This is a genomic window from Acetobacter cibinongensis (genome assembly GCF_000963925.1).
Lineage (GTDB): Bacteria > Pseudomonadota > Alphaproteobacteria > Acetobacterales > Acetobacteraceae > Acetobacter > Acetobacter cibinongensis.
The window spans coordinates 1-17614 of the sequence record NZ_BAMV01000049.1 but is presented as its reverse complement, the minus strand read 5'-3'; the positions used below and the strand labels follow the sequence as shown (position 1 = coordinate 17614).

Below are 17614 nucleotides of genomic sequence, written 5' to 3'. Positions count from 1 at the left end.
CTTTTGAGTGGATACAAAAAGGGGGGCACGTCATTCAGCCATACAGCAGTCCAGCAATTTAGCTAAATATCCAAAATCAGGGGTTTTCTGAGGTAAAATCTACTTCCGTTTCTACCATTTATCGCAAGTAGGCTGGCACCCGGGAAAAGAAAGGTTTTGTCGAAATTCCTTAATTAGGTGAATCCCGGCTTCCACGCCGTCAAACCACACCAAAAGTAACCTTAATCAGGTTAAGAGGAATCCCTTAATTAGGTTAAAAGCCCGTTCTTAGTCGGACTTGTTTCAGGCCGAGGATTGACATGATGTCCATCTTGGGGGGCAAACGGAATGTCTGCTTCCGGACAAAAGATGCAGAAAGCCGCCAGTTAATTCCACAGTTTCAAAGACGCCCCTAACAGATTTCGTCTCCACCCGAAGCCAGAAAAGCGCGGATCCAAAAAATCTGACAATCTATTCATCGTAGTTTACTCACGAAATATCTGAGATGATCTGCAATAAAACTGGCTACAAAATAATAGCTGTGATCGTAATCAGGACGAAGATTCAGGATAAGTTCCTGCCCTGCATTCCGTGCGGCTTCCTGGAGCAGTTCTGGCCTGAGCTGTTCTTTCAGAAACTGGTCCGCCAGACCCTGATCTATCAGAACAGGTAGTCTTTCCTTCGCTGTCCGCACAAGTTCAAGCGGGTCATAGGCTACCCAACTGGCACGATCCGGACCCAGATAAGCACTGAATGCTTTTTCACCCCATGGTACCTGCGTTGGCGCCACAATGGGTGAAAAGGCTGACACAGAACGATAGCGGCCAGGATTACGCAGCGCGATCATGATGGCGCCAAATCCACCCATCGAATGTCCCGCAATGCCTCGCTGCTGCGTAACCGGAAAGCTCGCCTCAATCAGCGCAGGAAGTTCCGTGACGACGTAATCATACATCCGATAATGCGCAGCCCACGGCTCCTGCGTCGCATTGAGGTAAAATCCGGCACCCTGTCCAAGATCGTACGCATCGTCATCAGCCACACCCACGCCCCGTGGACTGGTATCCGGCGCGACAATGGCGATGCCCAGTTCTGCGGCCACGCGTTGCGCGCCAGCCTTGCCAATGAAGTTCTGCTCCGTACATGTCAGACCGGAGAGCCAGTAAAGAACGGGAACCTTTTCAGTTTTTGCCTGCGGCGGCAGGTAGATCGCGAAGTTTGCTTCCACACCCAACGACACGGACTTGTGTCGCCAGACTTCCTGCACGCCCCCAAAAGAGGCGTGTGTTTCCTTGCGTTCCATGGCTCTCACTGCCTTTTGCGCATGTCAGTTACCGTCCGTGAAGGTATAACTGCAGATCTTGTTCCCTGCCGGATCCCGGAGATAGGCAGCGTAAGCGCCCGGTAAGTGGCTTCGCGGGCCGGGTGCGCCTTCATCGGTTCCCCCATTGGCAAGACCTGCGGCATGAAAAGCCTCCACTTCGGCGGGTGTCGCTGCTGCAAAACCGATGGTGACACCGTTGCTTGAGGGCGCTTCACCGTTGCCAGGACGTGCAATGATGAAGGCTGGCTTTTCGCGGCCATACAGAATCCACCCATGCCCGAACGGCCCCAGGTTTTTTATGCCCAGAGCCGCAAGCGCGGCGTCATAGAATTTCGCGGATACCGCAGTATCCACTGCCCCAAGAAAAACGTGAGAGAAAACACCGTCACCGGAAATAACTGCTATGATCGTTCTCCTGTAATTTCCAACCATTGGAAATGATGTTGCGCGGTGAGACGCAGACCTTAGAAATGAATGACGGAACGGATGGATTTTCCTTCATGCATCAGATCGAAGGCCGTATTGATGTCTTCGAGCGGCATGGTGTGGGTTACGAAAGGCGCAAGTTCGATATCGCCACGCATGGCATCTTCGACCATGCCGGGAAGCTGGCTGCGTCCCTTGACCCCACCGAAAGCCGAGCCGCGCCACGAACGCCCCGTCACAAGCTGGAAGGGACGGGTCGAAATTTCCTGACCGGCCCCTGCCACTCCGATGACGATCGACTGCCCCCACCCACGATGCGCGGCTTCTAACGCAGCGCGCATGACGTTGACGTTTCCGATACATTCAAATGTATGATCAATACCCCAGCCGGTCATTTCCACAAGAACCTGCTGAATCGGTTTGTCATAATCCTTGGGGTTGAGGAATTCCGTGGCGCCGAATGCTTTGGCAAGTTCAAACTTTTCCGGGTTGGTATCAATAGCGAAAATCCGGCCAGCCTTTGCCTGTCGCGCTCCCTGAATGACCGCCAGACCGATCCCGCCCAGACCGAAGACGGCAACCGTATCTCCCGGCTGCACCTTGGCCGTGTTGTGTACCGCACCAATCCCTGTGGTGACGCCACATCCCAACAGACAGACATGCCCTGGATTGGATGCGGGATTGATTTTTGCCAGAGAAACCTCGGCGACAACCGTGTATTCGCTGAACGTCGAACACCCCATGTAATGATGGATCGGCTGACCTTTGTAGGAGAAGCGTGTCGTGCCATCCGGCATCACACCTTTACCCTGTGTGGCGCGCACTGAAATGCAGAGATTGGTTTTTCCCGACTTACAGAACAGACATTCACCGCATTCCGCCGTGTAAAGCGGAATGACATGGTCGCCGGGGGCAACGCTGGTGACCCCTTCTCCGACCTCGATGACAATTCCCGCGCCTTCGTGACCCAAAACGGATGGGAATAGTCCCTCGGGATCATCCCCTGACAGGGTAAACGCATCAGTGTGGCATACACCTGTATGCGTGATCTGCACGAGCACCTCACCTGCACGAGGAGGCGCTACGTCGATCTCGACAATCTCAAGGGGCTTACCCGCCTCGAAAGCAACTGCTGCCCGTGATTTCATGATTTTTTCTCCAAATAACCTGTCAGTCAGCGTCGTGAGCATTACCGGAGATAGGATCGAACGAGTGACACCACATTCTCGATCGAACCACTGGCAGCATCACGATCACCGGCGCATTCAACAAATTCTTCCCGCAGGTGGCTTTCAAGAACACCGGCCATTAATCCGTTGATCGCTCCTCGGATAGCCGCAACCTGTTGCAGTACCGGACCGCAATCAGCCCCCTTCTCCAGAGCCTGTTCCAGCGCATCAAGTTGCCCGCGAATACGGCGCACGCGGGTCAGAACGCGCTTTTTCTCAGCTGGTGTGTGCGGCACGAAACGTTTACTCCGAATATACTGCCCTTGAGTATCCTTGTCATACTATAGGGCAGTATGACAAGGATATAAGGATGTGCTTGTCATATGATCCGATCAAAAGTCCGTATCGCCGAAATTTTCACCGTAACGTCCATTGGGGGACTGCCTGTGTCTTGGAATCATTCAATAGGTGTAATCAGTGAAATCCAGACAAGCCTCTACAACGAGGCTTTGAAGCGCTGATGTCCGCTATTTGGCAAACAACCTTGTGGTCCAAACGACCGACATGAGGCGGGAGCTGACTTTCTACCAGAAAGTAAATTCACTCTGTCCGTTGCGACGCTAATTCATAAATCTCATTGTCAGCTCTCCGGCCAACGGCAATTACATAGATGACGATCCGTTCGTCGATGACCTGATAAACAAGACGGTAACCATCTTTCAGAAGCTTGATCTTATAAAACCCTGATAGGTCGCGATGCAGTTCATTTCCCGGAGAGTGAGGGTTCCAGATCAGCTTTTCCAGCTTCTTTTCAAATTTCTTACGCACGCTGCCGTCAAGAGCATCCCACTCCCTGAGCGCTCTGTCGTCGAATTCAAGACAATACTCTTTCATTCGCGATGACGGCTTTTAAGCTCTGCAAAAGTCATACGGTGCTTTTGGGCAGGATTTTTGAGACGTTCGCGCACGATCTCGATAAGCTGCGCATCCTCGTCTGTGACAAGCGTGCGCTTGACGGGAGAGCGGCCCGTTTCAGCAATATACGCGAGGGTATCGCGCAGTGCGTCAGAAAGTGAAATGCCTTGAGCCGACAACTTCTCAACTGCGGCTGCCTTCAGCGTTTCATCTACTCGGAATGTAACAGCAGACATACAAAGACTCCTTGCGCATATGTACATCTGTATCACATTCGTTCGTACAAATGAAGCGAAAGATGGCCGATGCTGATGTCCGCATTCGGGAAACCAGATCGGTTGCGGAAACGGCAGAAATGAGGCGACTGCTGCCTGTCTGCTCCTGCATCACTGAGCAGACAGGCAGATCAGGGGGGAAAGCGGAATGTCCGCAATGGAATTGAACGAGGTGAACAGCGGACATAATGGCAGCCCTAGAGGAAAGACCAACCCCTTCCCTGGTCGTATGTCATCACTTTTCCAGCGGATGTCATCGGAAAATGCGATGTGAATACTGCTGCGGTGTGTTCGGCAGCATAATTCAAAGCCCATTTTCGCGATATGATGGCTATCTGAGGATCTGCATCAAAAACGGCACTCCACTCCGGAATACATACCTGAATGGGGTGATGCATGACATCACCCGTGAAGAGCGCACGCTCCATACCTGATTTCAGCACGAGAGACGCGTGATGGGGCGTATGCCCAGGTGTGGGGTGAAAGGAGATTCCTTCAAGAACTTCGGATCCGTCTACGTCAATCTGATCCGCAAGATCCGCCGAGATAATCGGATCAACGCTATCAATGCGTGTCATGAAACTGGTTTTATTGCGGACGCTATCATGAGCCGGATTACTGAAAAAATCATATTCGGCTCTAGAAAAGACATATCGGGCATTCGGGAAGGTCGGAACCCAGATGCCATTTTGCAGGCGTGTGTTCCACCCCACGTGATCAACATGCAGATGGGTGAGAAGAACAAAATCGATATCTTCTGGCCGGACGCCAGCGCGCATCAGATTTTCAAGCCACACGGTCTGCAAGTGATCGAAATATAGAGCAGCAGGTCGAGCCTTGCTATTCCCGGCCCCCGTATCCACAAGAATGTTCCGACCGCGATCCTTGATGAGCCAGCTATGAACGCTCAAAAGAACTTTCGTTTCTGACGCATCCAGCGTTTCAGACAGATCAGGATAAGCCTGAAGTGCCGTTGCATCATCCCAGTCAGGAAGCAAGAGTTCTGGAGTGAGTGCTGCTAGCGTCAGATCCTGTATTTTTAGTATGCGGGCATCCCCTACAGTATACCACTGAAGATCGTTCATAATCCCAAGGCCCTCTTTTCGTTTTTATTTCTCAAAAGACACAGCGCTGTTGTCATGAAGGGAAAAGAGACTTCAATTCTTGCGGGAGTTTGCCAGTTGAATGGTTTGACAGGCACCCGAATAGCGGGTCCCATTCTTCAATGCGCAGATCACAAATCAAACCTTCTGATGCAAAGGGATCACCGGCAATCATCGCGTCAATCTCCTGCCGATTGGCACCTTTCATAATCAGAAAGCCGGAGCGCAGTGGGGTGCCTTTCAACGGACCGGAGGCCAGCAGTCTGCCTTCCTGAATAAGGCGCCTGAGATACAATACGTGTGCTGCGACATGCTGTCCCCATCCCTCGCCGTCAGGGTGGTCCATGCGCACAAGATAAACAGGCATTTCGAAAGACTCCATCAGAACTGGACTTGCCAATCGCTCGAAGCCTTCAGCATATTCCTCTTTTTCGCTGGATAAATTGTCGATACAAGACATCAGTCACAACTGAGGATGGTGAATGCTTGACCGGTTAACCAGCATGAAGATTTTTATCAAGGTTGTGGAATTGGGATCTTTTGCTGCGGCCTCCCAGCATCTGACTTTGTCGCCGCAGATGGTGGCCAAGCATATAGAGGCTCTGGAGCATCACCTTGGTGCTCGCCTGTTGCATCGAACGACACGTCGGCAAAGTCTGACTGAAACAGGACGGCTCTATTGCGAGCAATGTCGGCTTGTTCTGCAGGCTGCTGAACGAGCTGACAGTCTGGCAGCCAATACGCTTGGCACACCCCGCGGTACATTATCTGTCAGTGTACCCGTCACTTTCGGGCGAACAGTATTGCTGCCATTTGTTCACAATTTTCAGAAAAGATATCCAGAAATTCAAGTCCATTTGTCACTGACAGACCAACTGATTCACCCCACAATGGACGGTCATGAGGCTGTGATCCGAATTGGTGAACTTGAGACGGACCTTACAGTGGTCAGTCGCCCTTTGACGGCCTATCGTCGGGTCATCTGTGCAGCTCAAACCTATCTGGAAAAACACGGTTTTCCAGAGCAGCCCGAAGATCTGATGCGCCACGAGTGTCTCGTGTATGAAAATTCTGGCGGCCCTGTAACGACCTGGCACTTTTCTCAAGGCAGCGTTACGCGGCCAGTCACCGTTTCCGGGAGGATAATCAGTAATGATTCAAGTGTTCTGCATTCTGCAGCACTTGCTGGCGATGGTATTCTGGTGGGATATAAGCAGGCCCTGCTTCCTGATATTAAAAATAAACGGCTTGTCCGGCTTATGCCCAGGTGGAAAGTTCCGGACAGGCCCGTGCACCTGCTCTATAACGCAGGTCCGGTTATGACACCAAAGCTGCGGGTCTTTGTGACCGAGCTTCAAGAGGCTTTCCAGCCTGAAGCCTCTTTTCGACGGTAGGGTGCCTGACTCCTAAGCTCAGTTGGCAATCAGTTCCTGTTCACCATCCCTGTTCAGTCGGAAGAACAAACAGTTCTGCAACATCCATACGTGCAGGTGATTTCAGAGCAAAAAGGATACTGTCTGCTATGTCCTCGCCCTCGAGAAAGGTCATGGACGCTGCAAGGTCATCCATCTGTTTGCGGTAATCAGCATCTGTAATGTGATCGTAAAGCTCTGATTTTACGGCTCCCGGCTGAATGCAGGTAACGCGGATATTATGCTTTGGTCCGATCTCCATTCTTAGGCCGTCTGAAAACGCTGTCACCGCAGCCTTGGTGGCACAATAAACGGCGAGACCCGTAAAGACCTTCCGGCCTGCAATCGAGGACATGTTGAAAATATGACCCGAATGCTGTGCGATCATCTGCGGAAGAACGGCTGCCGTTGCATTGAGAGCACCGGATATATTGACGTCCACCATCTGCTGCCATTCGTCCACTTTCAGGCTGTCAACGCTGGATAGGGGCATCAGGCCCGCGTTGTTGACCAGAACATCAATCCTTCCAAATTGGGCGATCAAGCTCTTTGCCGCTTCTTGACACGAGACAAGATCAGTAACGTCCGTCACCAGAGGAATAGCGTGACCGCCAGCCTTGGTAATCTCACTGACAAGCGTTTCCAGGCGATCATGACGACGTGCCGCCAGACCAACTGTGATTCCTTCTGTTGCGAGTTTGCGCGCTGTTGCCGCACCAATGCCACTGGATGCTCCGGTCACCAGAGCAACTTTTCCTGCAATATTCATAATCTTCTCCACACGACGAGCCTTCAATCGGCCTTCATTGTCGAAGGAGATGTAAATTATGCCAGAAGATATCTCTCATGGCTTCTTGCTGAAACTATCGCGATTTTGCGCTATAGATAGTCGTGCATGGAAATGAGAGAGTGTAGCAGATGGTTTTGTCCTGCCTTCCTTCTCGGCGTGCTGCCAGTTTGACACTGGAGCAACTTCTCCCCGGGAAGAAAGTCGCGCAAAGTGAAGGGGATGTCTGGAAGGATGTTGACGTCCAGATATTCACTCGCCCGGTACAAGAAGACGAAATTCTTGTACCTGCCGTCGCAGAACCCCTGCTTGTTTGGGTTATCCGCGGAGAAGCAAATATTGAAGAGCGTGAACTGACAGGGCCTTGGGAACAGAACAAGGCAAGAGCAGGAACATTTTACCTCACGCAGACGGACACACCCTATCTGATGCGGTGGCAGGGCAAGGGAAACACTTGTTTTGAAGTGTTGCATCTCTATCTTGGACTTGAGCTTGTCGATCGAGCTGCCATGTCATTAAATCTGACTTCATCCCGTATTCGAATGCGGGATGTTTCGGGCGGGGAGGATGCTTTCATATCAGGCATTTTGAGTGGTCTGATAGCTGAAATGCAATCTTCCGTTATTACAAATTCCTTATTTGTAAATGGCCTTCTGGAAAGTCTGACAGTTCATCTTTTAAGACAGTATGCTGATGCCAGAGCTAAGATAAAGCTACGATCCACTCTCTTGCCCACATGGAAACTGCGTAGAGTTCTTGATCATATGGAAGCACATCTGGCTGAGCCATTTGATTTGGATTGTCTTGCTGCTTTGTGTGGCATGAGCCGTTTTCGCTTCAGTCGCTCATTCCGTACAACCACGGGACAAACCCCCTCTGGTTGGTTCATGCAGCACCGCGTCCAGAAAGCATCAGAAATGCTTCGTAAGACCAATCTTTCCATTATCGAGATTGCCTTGGAGATCGGATACGACAGTCCAAGTCACTTTGCTCAGGTCTTCCGCAGAGTGACAGGTGTCAGTCCTCGTCACTATAGAAAACTGTAATCACTCTCTGAATAAGGTTTCAGAAAAAACCTTGGTAAAAAAGTTCACCTAAATACAGTCCCATTCCAAAGACAGCATGAGCGCTTATACTGAGAAATAGTCCTTTTCCAGGATTGGGAGCCCTAAGCCCGAAAAAACCGCCGCCCAGAGCAGGTTTCATAAACAGAAAAGGGGCTAAAAGGGTAACAAGTCCGAAGAGTAGACCATTTAGCAGTGTGGGGACTGTCTTTGCTATAACCACCACAAAACTGAGGTACAGTGCGGCATAAACAGCACCAATCAGATAATGAAATGCCCAGCCAACAGTGGCCTCTCCTTTCAGGGAGGGTCTTTTTCCAATCATTGGGTCATAGATCCTGCCGTCACGCCACCCTATGACCCAGCGGCCGGTGACAGACCAGTTGGCTGCAGGAATTCCAGTCAATGGTTTCTGGGCTTGTTGCCAGATATCGGATGCAGCAGTCGCCACGACGCCGACTGTCAGAATTTCGAGCAAATTCATACAGCATGTCCTCGAAGTAAGAGTGTTCGCGCACACTTTCATGTCACTTTTCGAGTTTCATGATATACTGACGAAATCGCACTCTAGCAACACATGAAGTTACATGAGACAAGATAACAGATTATCCTGCGTGCTCCACGTACTCCTGCATATGGCAGAAGCAGGTGGTCCCATGACGTCAGAAGCCCTGGCTCGCGCCCTTAACACCAACCCCGTGGTTGTGCGACGTCTTATGGGCGGTCTGCGTGAGCATGGATATGTGCACTCCGAGAAAGGACATGGCGGGGGGTGGACGCTTTCATGCCAGTTGGATCGGGTAACGCTGCGAGATATTTACGAGGCTCTTGATGCCCCAAGATTATTCGCCATAGGGAACCGGAGTGAAAAGACTGAATGCCTTGTTGAGGAAGTCGTTAACGATGCAATGAGTGGCGTCCTTGCGGATGTTACGGCCCAACTTCTCGCGCGTTTTGGCCAGATTACACTTGCAGCGCTTCATGCCGACTTCCATCAGAGGCTAGCAGCGCGCCATGCTCCGGCCACGCTCTGCAAGTAGACCAAGGGCTGATGGCCAGGATTGATGCTGACCTTGTGCCTCCCGGAATTCAGATGTCGCAAACAGTGAGTGGTTTAAGCTACATGACGTTGCTGGTGTTTTAGCCAGGTCATGGCGTCGGTTACTTCAATGCCCTGTAAAGCGTTGAAAGTCTGTTTCTTGTCCCATGCCACGCCAGTATCGCGTGCAAACGCAAGACGATATTTCCGTATTCCGTCATCAGGGTGTGCGGCGACTTCTGCGCGTAGCCTATCCATATCCCACAGTTCCCGAATGACAGGGCGGCCAAGGTAGTGCTCCATCTTTTCGGCGAGTTGAGCGTAGGAGAACGTATCCCCGGCAACGTAAACCACCTCGTTCTGGATCGGCGGTTTATGGGCGAGGATGCTCGCTGTAAGTCGTCCTATATCTTCGGAAGTGGTCACCGTCAGACGGTTATCCCAACTGCCGAGTGCGCGAACCTTGGCGCCTTGAAGATCCACCAAACCGAAAGCTGGCTCAAACAGAAAGCTGGTGAAGATTCCTGTCGAAATGATTATCCATTGGGTCGCAGATTGACCGCGCAGCATGTCCCTTACGTCTGATTGCTCATCAAATACTGGCTGCCCGCTACCACGTCCAACAACATCGTAATCGACACCAAACTGCCACGGCACATAACGGTCCACCCCAGCCTTCAGGACAGCACTTGTAATTTTACGCTGTGTACCGGGGCCACCAACAAACCCGGTACAACATATAATTGTATTGAACTTGGCGAAGAGGGCGGAGAGGTCCTCTACCGTTTCCGTCGAAAGATCAGCATAAACGATCTGCAGGCCTTTTTGCTTTAATTGTCGCGCAATATCCGTTCTGGTGCTTCCGCTTGATGGTCTGAGAAGAACGCTGATTGACCGAGTGCATTCCGGGTTCTGTTCAAGCAGGCCGGTGATGACGGTCTGACCAAGCTCTCCGGCGCCGATGACAAGGGTTTCAATGACAGGGGTCTTCATCGCTGGCATCAGGAATTCCTTATGGTTATAAAGTTAAAATAAGACGCGATGCGGGAAAGCGAAGAAGGTACACGAGTGATACCGTTCGATAATCTGGACTTCGATGCCGTGATGGCTCAGCCGCAGGCAGCCTGTGCTGCTCTCAGTGACAATGATGGCGGGTTGAAGCGAGAAGTGCTTGCGCATGCCGGCAACAGATGGTCACTCGGTATTGTCCATATTCTTGGTGTTGCTGGTACTCTGCGGCACGCAGAGCTGGCGCGGCGGCTTGATGGGGTTACGCAGCGTATGTTGACGCGTTCTCTTCGTCAGTTAGAACGCGACGGTCTTATTATTCGCCATGATTACGGTGAGGTCCCGCCACGGGTGGATTATACTCTCACTCCGTTGGGAAAGGGGCTGCTCGTAGGAATGATGCCTCTTTGGCGGTGGATTATTGACAACGCTGCGACATTCAGAACGGCACGCGATCGGTTCGACAGTGAGAGGAATGGCACTTTCGTTGAGCCTCGTGACGGTCTGAATTAGCAACAGTGTTTAAGCGGCGGAGCTAATGCGCCATGGCACTCCGCTTTTGAGGATAGCGTTGGTGATTGTGACGAGAGGCCGCTCAAACACAGTTGCTAGCCGCCCCGGACGCCATCGCCCTGGAAAGCCATCTGGTCGAGTGCCCTGGCAACGCCGACATCCAGTTGGACCTGACCTCCTGCTGAACTACGCCTCCAACGTGGTCATGTACCCGCAATTCCAAGCCTACTTGCACCGGTGGCGCGGACCTCCGTCGAATGGCGCAGCAAAGCACCCAGCAAGTGCGGTGCTACGACTGCCCCAGTCCTCCGGCGATACTCGCCAGAATTTCGGCCAGGGAACACGGCGTGCCTCCGGTCAAACGCACGATGTCACCGCTGACGATGTCGTAGGCGCCACGCGCCTGCCGCGCCTTCATCGATACCACGGCATCGGCAACCACGTCAGGCAGACCCGTTTTGAGCAACCCGGCTCGCAACACCTCGGCGGGCATAACGTTCAAGGCAAAGGGCCGCTGGATCTGCTGCGCGACCAGTCTGCAGACCGCTTCACCAAGCAGGGCTTCAGAGCCTGTCAGCTGATATATGGCACCCTCGTGGCCCTCGCTGGTCAATGCGGCGGCGGCAGCTTTGGCCACGTCGCCGCGCGAAACGAAACTGATGCGGCTGTCCTCAAGCATCGCAAGCCCGCCTGCCGTCAAAGACATCCGCACCTCTTCGACCAGCGTCTCGGAAAAATAGCTCATACGCAGTATCGTCCATGCGGGGATCGCGCTCTTGATCAACGCCTGCTCACTGTGCCAATACGCCGCCCCAACGGCGGACTCCCCCTCACGCTGCGTCCCGGTTGCCGACAACAGGAAGACGTGACCGACCTCGGCCTGTGCAGCGGCATCCACGGCCGCCAACATCTGGCGCGAACGAATCCCCGGCCGCAGATCAGCCCCCGGAATCAACAACAGGCGATCCAGGCCCTGATAGGCCGCCACCAATGTCTCGGATTGGTCGTAGTCGCCTAAGCGACCTGCGTAGGTTCGATCGGTCTTGGGGGTGCGCGAAATCGCCACCAAGTTTTCGGCCGCAACCGTTTCCGCCAACGCCTGAACAACTGCGCTACCGAGTTGGCCGCTGGCACCGCTCACACCTATTTTCATCATCAGATTCCATGGTTATTTATGGTTCTTTAGGATAAATTTGTTCCTATAAGCTAACAAGTACGCATGAATTCATGCGTCAAGAACACCCAGGTTCCTGTCGCCCCAAGGAGTAGCAATGGAAAATGTAGAAGCTGAATGTCGCGGCCTAGCAGATGTGATTGCACGCATTGGCGATAAGTGGACGGTCATGGTCTGTGGCCATCTCTCAGAAGGCACCCATCGTTTCAATGCGTTGAAGCTCCGCATCCCCGGCATCTCGCACCGGATGCTGACCATCACTCTGCGCGGGCTCGAACGCGATGGACTGGTGGCTCGCAAAGCCTATGCTACCGTCCCGCCGAAGGTTGAGTACTGTCTGACCCCATTGGGGCAAAGCCTGACAGGACCTCTGGCAGCCCTGGCAAGTTGGGCACGCGAGAACCGTCCCGCCCTTGAACAGGCCCGCGCCGCATTTGATCGTCGTGCCGCGCAGGACTGAACTGGCGTTGAGGTGTGATGAAGCGCGCCGTCAATCAGCGGAGCATGCGGGGCATCATTCCATCAAGTTGAACCACTTAACCATGCGCTCGCTCAGGTGTTTGTCCAGAGATGTCGGTTCATTTTGCTACAGTATAATTACCAATATGCGCAGCATCGTGAGGCACATGAGCGGAAATTACTGGCAGACGGGAACAACGGTGACGGCATACGCGAGTATGTCAGACTTGCCACGCGCACATGTCCGGTTTTGGAAATCTTTATCGCGCCTTGTATGTCGAGGATGAGGCGAAAGCAGAAGGTCCGCTTAGCGCGGCGTAAGCAGACAAGCGGCAATCGCCCTCATCTGAGCCGTAGGCGGGTCTTGTGCGTGAGACGGAGAGCGGACATCTTGCATCGTAGGCGCAACTGAGGATCAGGGTAGGATGTTTAAGATCAAGGAGGATGATCTCACCGAAGATCAGACACGTGCGTTGTTGACACTTCACCTCGCAGGCATGCACGCCTCCTCGCCAGTGGGTAGCGTCTTCGCGCTAGATCTCACAGGCTTGCAAGGCGCGGGCGTAACCGTGTGGACAGCTTGGCACGGGGAGCGCATTGCTAGTATTGGCGCGCTGAAAATTACAGAAGATGGCACTGCTGAGGTGAAATCCATGCGAACTCATCCGGACTTCCTGCGCATGGGAGCCGGTGCAGCTGTCCTTGAGACCATTATCGCCGCTGCCAAAAGGCATGGTGTACAACGATTAAGCCTTGAGACGGGTAGCGGACCGGCATTCGAACCTGCGCTCAAGCTGTATCAGCGTCGAGGGTTTGTGAAGGGCACAGCCTTTGGCTCCTACGTTCCGGGTGAATTCAATCAATTCCTTCATCTGGACTTCAGGTAAAGGCACCAAGGTAATCGTCATAACCCGTCGACGGTAGATGCGCTTCCGGTCTCGCCTCATGTCGGACGTCCAGTAGATCGCGGCAGCCTCCTGCAACCGGACGTTTCGGGCTTGTTCCCTTACTAGAGATGCTGAATGGCGATCCGATCAGAGCAGCCCGTGCAGGCCCATTTCCAGACCTAGTAGCAAAAGGAAGCTCAGGAAAAGTCGCCTGAATAGTTGGGGGCTGATCCGTGTACGGATCAGCTGTCCGACCGCCATGCCGAGCAGTGCGGGAATGACGGCCAGTGTCGAGATCATGAGATTTCCGACTGGGGTTGCGCCATGCCAAAATAATCCGGTCGCGAGGGCGATCGTTGACACGGTAAAAGACAGGCCCAGCGCCTGCACAAGATCGTCCCGCTCCAGATTGAGCGACTGGATGTATGGCACAGCAGGAATAACGAATACGCCCGTCGCACCCGTCACCAATCCGGTCACAAGACCGATTGCCGGCGACAGCCACGGCTCCCATCGCGGCGAGACATGAAGCGGTCTGGCGAGCAGCGTGTATGCCGCGTAGATGACGAGGGCGGCACCAAGGCCGACAGTCGTAAGCTCGGTTCCTTCGCCCGTGAGCAGCATAGAGCCGAAAACAGTGCCGACGATGATCGTCAGCATCATTGTCCAAAGGCGGCGGATCAGCATTCCAAATCGACGGCCCGCTAGAAGCTGCCAGACGTTGGTTACGAACGAGGGCACCAATAGAAGCGCCGCGGCAATGAGCGGGGATAGAAGCGATCCTAGCACGCCCATAGCCACTATTGGGAGGCCCATCCCGGTTACGCCTTTCACGACGCCCGCGGCAAAGAACGTGGCGACGACAGCGGCGATCAGAGAAGGAGAATAATGGAACATGCCACAGACTTAACGATCACAGCCGTGCCCACAATACGGAAGGTCCGAGTGTAGGCTTCGGCTATCCCGAAGGTACAAGATGTATTAGATTGCTCTGATGCGGTTCGATCTTACAGACCTTCGGTTGTTTCTGGCGGTAGTTGATGCAGGGAGTATCACCCACGGCGCTGCCGAAGCGGGCTTGTCGGTTCCAGCGGCTAGCGAACGGCTCCGCGATATGGAGGCGGCGGGAGAAGTGACCCTTCTCATTCGGGGGCGTCGCGGCATAGCGCTTACCGAAGCCGGGGAGATACTGGCACACCATGCCCGCACGATCCTGCACCAAATGGCCCAAATGCGGGGCGATATCGGACAATATGCCAAGGGACTGCGGGCTTCGGTACGCGTCTTCGCGAACACCGCCGCGATTACAGAGTTCCTACCTGAGATCCTTGCCCCTTGGATGGCCGCTCATCCCCAGATCGACGTTGACCTGAAGGAGCGCGGGAGCAGTGAGATCGCCAGAAGTGTTAGCGCAGGCTTTGCTGAGATCGGCATACTATCCAGCGCGGTCGATACGGGTGATCTGATCATGCGGCACTTCGCGATCGACCGCCTCGTTATCGTGGCGTCCAGAGAGCATCCGTTGACCGCGAATAGAACAGTACGGTTTGCTGACCTGCTCGGAGATCAGTTTATCGGCATGGCGGGCGGTGCTCTGCAGGATCATATCGAAGATCAGGCGTCCCGCCTCGGGTCGAAGATGAAGATGCGTGTTCGTCTTGGCAGCTTCCAGGGCATTTGTCGGATGGCGGGAGCAGGAGCGGGCGTCGGCATCATTCCTGAATCTGCCGCGCGACGTTGCCAACGGTCGACACAGATCAAGCTGGTCAGACTGCTAGACGAATGGGCGACACGCCGCCTGTCTTTGTGTGCGCGCGATGAAAGCGATCTCACTGCGTCCGCCAAGGCGCTATACGATCACCTGTCCCAAAGAGTCCCGCAGCATCCAGAACTCGATCCCTCCTAGATAGACAGCTACCGTCGTCCACCTGCCGGAACCTGCCTGTCTGGTCTGCGATGTGAGATCAGACAAGCGGCAATCGCCTACATGTCGGACACTAAAGCGCGTATTGAATCTGTCACAAAGCTGACGCAGCTTGCGTTGCGCAAGGACCAAGTTTATTGAAATTAATAATGTCAGGGGGAAGCTGATGAATATCCGCAAACTGCGTATCAAGGGCTACAAGAGCGTTGCCGATATGACATTGCAGGACGTATCGCCACTGCTGGTATTCGCAGGGGCGAACGGATCGGGAAAAAGCAACATTGTCGACTCTCTGGCTTTTCTTGGCGCGGTAGTTAAGTTCGGGGCACTTCAGGCTCGCACGCAATTTGGCGGTTTTTCACAGATCCATTGCTTCAAATACCGTAAGGACCAACGTACAACGATCAGCTTTTCGATGGTCCTAGAGTTGGCTGGAAGTCTGTACGATTACACCATAAGTATTCATCATTTAGATAAAACGCCACAGATTTCGGAAACCCTAAAGGTGAACAACCTTCTGGTGATTGATCGGAAGCTAGGCAGCGATACTAAGGTGCAACTCACTGAGCAGGCGCCCCTACAAATTTTGCCGGACTATCCGAAGGATATGACCGCATTAATGCTCCTAGGCCAAAAAAGCCCGCTATATGCATTTTTGGCCGATATTAAAGTGTTCCGTTTTGATCCTCTGGCAGCCAAGATGCCATCCAGTTCGACGACTGACACCAGCGCGTTAGACGCTCATGGCAAAAATGTTGCGTCCATGTTGTCGGTGCTACAGAAAGATCCCGACTTTCGTGAACAAGTTTTGGACTGGTTGGCGCTGATCGTTCCGGGGCTGGAGAATGTCTCTACCGAGCAGCAACGGCTAGATGGCTCTACTGTAATTACCTTCAAAGAAGCTAGCACCAGGAACCGTTTTCCTGCAAAATTAGTATCGGACGGTACGATATTTGTGCTTTGCATTCTTACTGCCGTGCTCAGCCGCGCGAAAAAGAGTGGGATTACAATCATAGAAGAGCCAGAGCGTGGAATTCACCCCACCGCAATTAGTGAACTGGTACAACTAATGAGGGAAAGTGCATCAGTCGAGCATCCGATTTTCCTGACCACTCACAGTGAATCAATCATCAGAAGTTTGGAGACGTCGGAGCTATATTTTATCAGCAAGTCTGACGGCAAAACTCTTATTCAATCAGCGGCCAATGCTAATGTGGACAAAGCCCAAATTCCGCTGGATACAGCTTGGCTGAGTAATCTATTTGACGGAGGACTACCATGGTGAAGGCGGGGTTTATCGTGGAAGGAGCCAGCGAACGGATCGTAGTAGAATCTCCAAAGTTTAAGGAACTGCTGAGCGCTTGTGATTATGAACTGGTCACGCCAGTGGTTGACGCCAAGGGTGGTGGGAACCTGTTGCCGCAGAACATCGAAGTCTTCATCAACCGGTTGAGGGATGCTGGTGCAGAGTCTATTTTTATCCTGACCGATCTGGAGGATGAAGCGCACGTAGATACGGTGCGTGAGAGGGTGAATCACAAGGATATTACGTTTTCTTTCATTGCAGTTAAAGCATTAGAGGCTTGGTATTTGGCTGATAGCGCGGCAATGAATGCTTGGCTGGGGATTGACAATTTCCACGAGGAGGCGCCTGAAGCCACCTCAGATAAGCCGTGGGAACGAATTAAGCAAATCGCAGCAAGCCTAGGTAAGCGTGGTCCTGGCGGTAAAGTGGTGTTTTCCAAAAAAATAACTTTCGATTGCGGATTTACGGTTCAAAATGCTTCTATTCACCCAGCATGTGCAAGCGCAAAAGAATTGGTCGATTACCTGAGACAGTAATTTTATTTTGTAGAATATGGTCTTTTTTGATTAAGGCCACCCCAACTGTTGGTAAATCACGAAAATATTCTGTGTCACGTGGGAATAGATCAACGGAATGGTAGAAGAGCTTGTAACTCCCCCCACTCCGTCTCACTTCACAAAAGAACCGATACATCCAAGTTATAAGCATTCTATCGCGACTGCCTGCATTAACCGGGCCGCACACCTAAGCTGAATTGCTGCAGATACCCTCTTTCGTGACTTTACAATTGGAAAGCCGACATTCCGGATACCCCCTCTGAACTGCCTGTCCGCTCAAGGAATGTGAAGCG

At 52.8% G+C, this 17614-nt stretch carries 22 protein-coding genes; 9 read left to right on the top strand and 13 right to left on the bottom strand.

Annotated elements, in window-relative coordinates; all coding sequences use genetic code 11:
• Positions 1 to 454 precede the first annotated feature (454 nt).
• The 8 genes from fghA to Abci_RS13385 all read right to left on the bottom strand — a co-directional run bounded on the left by fghA (position 455) and on the right by Abci_RS13385 (position 5558).
• The gene (gene fghA / locus Abci_RS13420) at positions 455 to 1282 is read right to left on the bottom strand and encodes an S-formylglutathione hydrolase (RefSeq protein WP_025829447.1); all 828 of its coding nucleotides are present in this window, start codon (positions 1280 to 1282) and stop codon (positions 455 to 457) included.
• Positions 1283 to 1306: 24 nt separating this feature from the next.
• Positions 1307 to 1735: a VOC family protein gene (locus Abci_RS13415; RefSeq protein ID WP_048839685.1), complete on the bottom strand. Its 429-nt coding sequence runs from the start codon at positions 1733 to 1735 to the stop codon at positions 1307 to 1309.
• Positions 1736 to 1767: 32 nt separating this feature from the next.
• The gene (locus Abci_RS13410; protein WP_048839684.1) at positions 1768 to 2877 is read right to left on the bottom strand and encodes an S-(hydroxymethyl)glutathione dehydrogenase/class III alcohol dehydrogenase; all 1110 of its coding nucleotides are present in this window, start codon (positions 2875 to 2877) and stop codon (positions 1768 to 1770) included.
• A 41-nt stretch (positions 2878 to 2918) separates the two neighbouring features.
• A complete protein-coding gene (gene frmR / locus Abci_RS13405) occupies positions 2919 to 3194 on the bottom strand; it encodes a formaldehyde-responsive transcriptional repressor FrmR (protein WP_003626675.1) in 276 nt (91 codons plus the stop codon).
• Between the two features lie 304 nt (positions 3195 to 3498).
• Entirely contained in the window at positions 3499 to 3792 is a 294-nt protein-coding gene (locus Abci_RS13400) for a type II toxin-antitoxin system RelE family toxin (RefSeq protein ID WP_048839683.1), read from the bottom strand.
• Positions 3789 to 4049: a type II toxin-antitoxin system RelB/DinJ family antitoxin gene (locus tag Abci_RS13395; RefSeq protein ID WP_039733946.1), complete on the bottom strand. Its 261-nt coding sequence runs from the start codon at positions 4047 to 4049 to the stop codon at positions 3789 to 3791. Before Abci_RS13395 ends, Abci_RS13400 begins: the two co-directional genes overlap by 4 nt.
• 236 nt (positions 4050 to 4285) lie before the next feature.
• Entirely contained in the window at positions 4286 to 5173 is an 888-nt protein-coding gene (locus tag Abci_RS13390; protein WP_048839682.1) for an MBL fold metallo-hydrolase, read from the bottom strand.
• A 52-nt stretch (positions 5174 to 5225) separates the two neighbouring features.
• On the bottom strand, positions 5226 to 5558 hold the full coding sequence (locus Abci_RS13385; protein ID WP_244877697.1) for a YciI family protein: 333 nt from the start codon (positions 5556 to 5558) through the stop codon (positions 5226 to 5228).
• A gap of 115 nt (positions 5559 to 5673) precedes the next feature.
• On the opposite strand from Abci_RS13385, the gene Abci_RS13380 reads away from it, so the two are divergent.
• Complete coding sequence (locus Abci_RS13380; protein WP_048839680.1) at positions 5674 to 6585, top strand: LysR family transcriptional regulator; 912 nt, start codon at positions 5674 to 5676, stop codon at positions 6583 to 6585.
• Between the two features lie 40 nt (positions 6586 to 6625).
• Here the strand turns inward: Abci_RS13380 and Abci_RS13375 are convergent, their stop codons facing one another.
• Positions 6626 to 7372 (bottom strand): SDR family oxidoreductase, encoded by a 747-nt coding sequence (locus tag Abci_RS13375; RefSeq protein ID WP_048839679.1) that lies wholly within the window; start codon positions 7370 to 7372, stop codon positions 6626 to 6628.
• A gap of 149 nt (positions 7373 to 7521) precedes the next feature.
• On the opposite strand from Abci_RS13375, the gene Abci_RS13370 reads away from it, so the two are divergent.
• Complete coding sequence (locus Abci_RS13370) at positions 7522 to 8436, top strand: helix-turn-helix domain-containing protein (RefSeq protein ID WP_048839678.1); 915 nt, start codon at positions 7522 to 7524, stop codon at positions 8434 to 8436.
• Between the two features lie 19 nt (positions 8437 to 8455).
• On the opposite strand, the gene Abci_RS13365 is transcribed toward Abci_RS13370, so the two are convergent.
• Positions 8456 to 8938 carry a DUF2938 family protein gene (locus tag Abci_RS13365; protein ID WP_003618947.1) on the bottom strand — a complete coding sequence of 161 codons (483 nt, stop codon included), beginning with the start codon at positions 8936 to 8938 and terminating at the stop codon, positions 8456 to 8458.
• Positions 8939 to 9041: 103 nt separating this feature from the next.
• Between Abci_RS13365 and Abci_RS13360 the strand changes: the two genes are divergently transcribed.
• Complete coding sequence (locus tag Abci_RS13360; protein ID WP_084597686.1) at positions 9042 to 9494, top strand: Rrf2 family transcriptional regulator; 453 nt, start codon at positions 9042 to 9044, stop codon at positions 9492 to 9494.
• Positions 9495 to 9568: 74 nt separating this feature from the next.
• Here Abci_RS13360 and Abci_RS13355 read toward each other — a convergent pair whose 3' ends face one another.
• A complete protein-coding gene (locus tag Abci_RS13355) occupies positions 9569 to 10495 on the bottom strand; it encodes an aromatic alcohol reductase (RefSeq protein WP_023942096.1) in 927 nt (308 codons plus the stop codon).
• A 39-nt stretch (positions 10496 to 10534) separates the two neighbouring features.
• On the opposite strand from Abci_RS13355, the gene Abci_RS13350 reads away from it, so the two are divergent.
• Entirely contained in the window at positions 10535 to 11014 is a 480-nt protein-coding gene (locus tag Abci_RS13350; RefSeq protein ID WP_084597685.1) for a winged helix-turn-helix transcriptional regulator, read from the top strand.
• Positions 11015 to 11303: 289 nt separating this feature from the next.
• On the opposite strand, the gene Abci_RS13345 is transcribed toward Abci_RS13350, so the two are convergent.
• The gene (locus Abci_RS13345) at positions 11304 to 12170 is read right to left on the bottom strand and encodes an NAD(P)H-binding protein (protein ID WP_048839677.1); all 867 of its coding nucleotides are present in this window, start codon (positions 12168 to 12170) and stop codon (positions 11304 to 11306) included.
• 115 nt (positions 12171 to 12285) lie between these two features.
• Between Abci_RS13345 and Abci_RS13340 the strand changes: the two genes are divergently transcribed.
• Both Abci_RS13340 and Abci_RS13335 read left to right on the top strand, forming a co-directional pair.
• Positions 12286 to 12648 carry a winged helix-turn-helix transcriptional regulator gene (locus tag Abci_RS13340; protein WP_048839676.1) on the top strand — a complete coding sequence of 121 codons (363 nt, stop codon included), beginning with the start codon at positions 12286 to 12288 and terminating at the stop codon, positions 12646 to 12648.
• 424 nt (positions 12649 to 13072) lie between these two features.
• A complete protein-coding gene (locus Abci_RS13335) occupies positions 13073 to 13534 on the top strand; it encodes a GNAT family N-acetyltransferase (protein ID WP_048839675.1) in 462 nt (153 codons plus the stop codon).
• 147 nt (positions 13535 to 13681) lie between these two features.
• Here Abci_RS13335 and Abci_RS13330 read toward each other — a convergent pair whose 3' ends face one another.
• The gene (locus Abci_RS13330) at positions 13682 to 14431 is read right to left on the bottom strand and encodes a sulfite exporter TauE/SafE family protein (protein WP_048839674.1); all 750 of its coding nucleotides are present in this window, start codon (positions 14429 to 14431) and stop codon (positions 13682 to 13684) included.
• A gap of 97 nt (positions 14432 to 14528) precedes the next feature.
• Between Abci_RS13330 and Abci_RS13325 the strand changes: the two genes are divergently transcribed.
• The 3 genes from Abci_RS13325 to Abci_RS13315 all read left to right on the top strand — a co-directional run bounded on the left by Abci_RS13325 (position 14529) and on the right by Abci_RS13315 (position 17300).
• Positions 14529 to 15440 carry a LysR family transcriptional regulator gene (locus Abci_RS13325; protein ID WP_048839673.1) on the top strand — a complete coding sequence of 304 codons (912 nt, stop codon included), beginning with the start codon at positions 14529 to 14531 and terminating at the stop codon, positions 15438 to 15440.
• A gap of 184 nt (positions 15441 to 15624) precedes the next feature.
• Entirely contained in the window at positions 15625 to 16743 is a 1119-nt protein-coding gene (locus tag Abci_RS13320) for an AAA family ATPase (RefSeq protein WP_048839672.1), read from the top strand.
• Positions 16737 to 17300, top strand: a complete 564-nt coding sequence (locus tag Abci_RS13315; protein WP_048839671.1) for a hypothetical protein — start codon at positions 16737 to 16739, stop codon at positions 17298 to 17300. The genes Abci_RS13320 and Abci_RS13315 overlap by 7 nt, the downstream gene beginning before the upstream one ends.
• Positions 17301 to 17614: the final 314 nt, after the last annotated feature.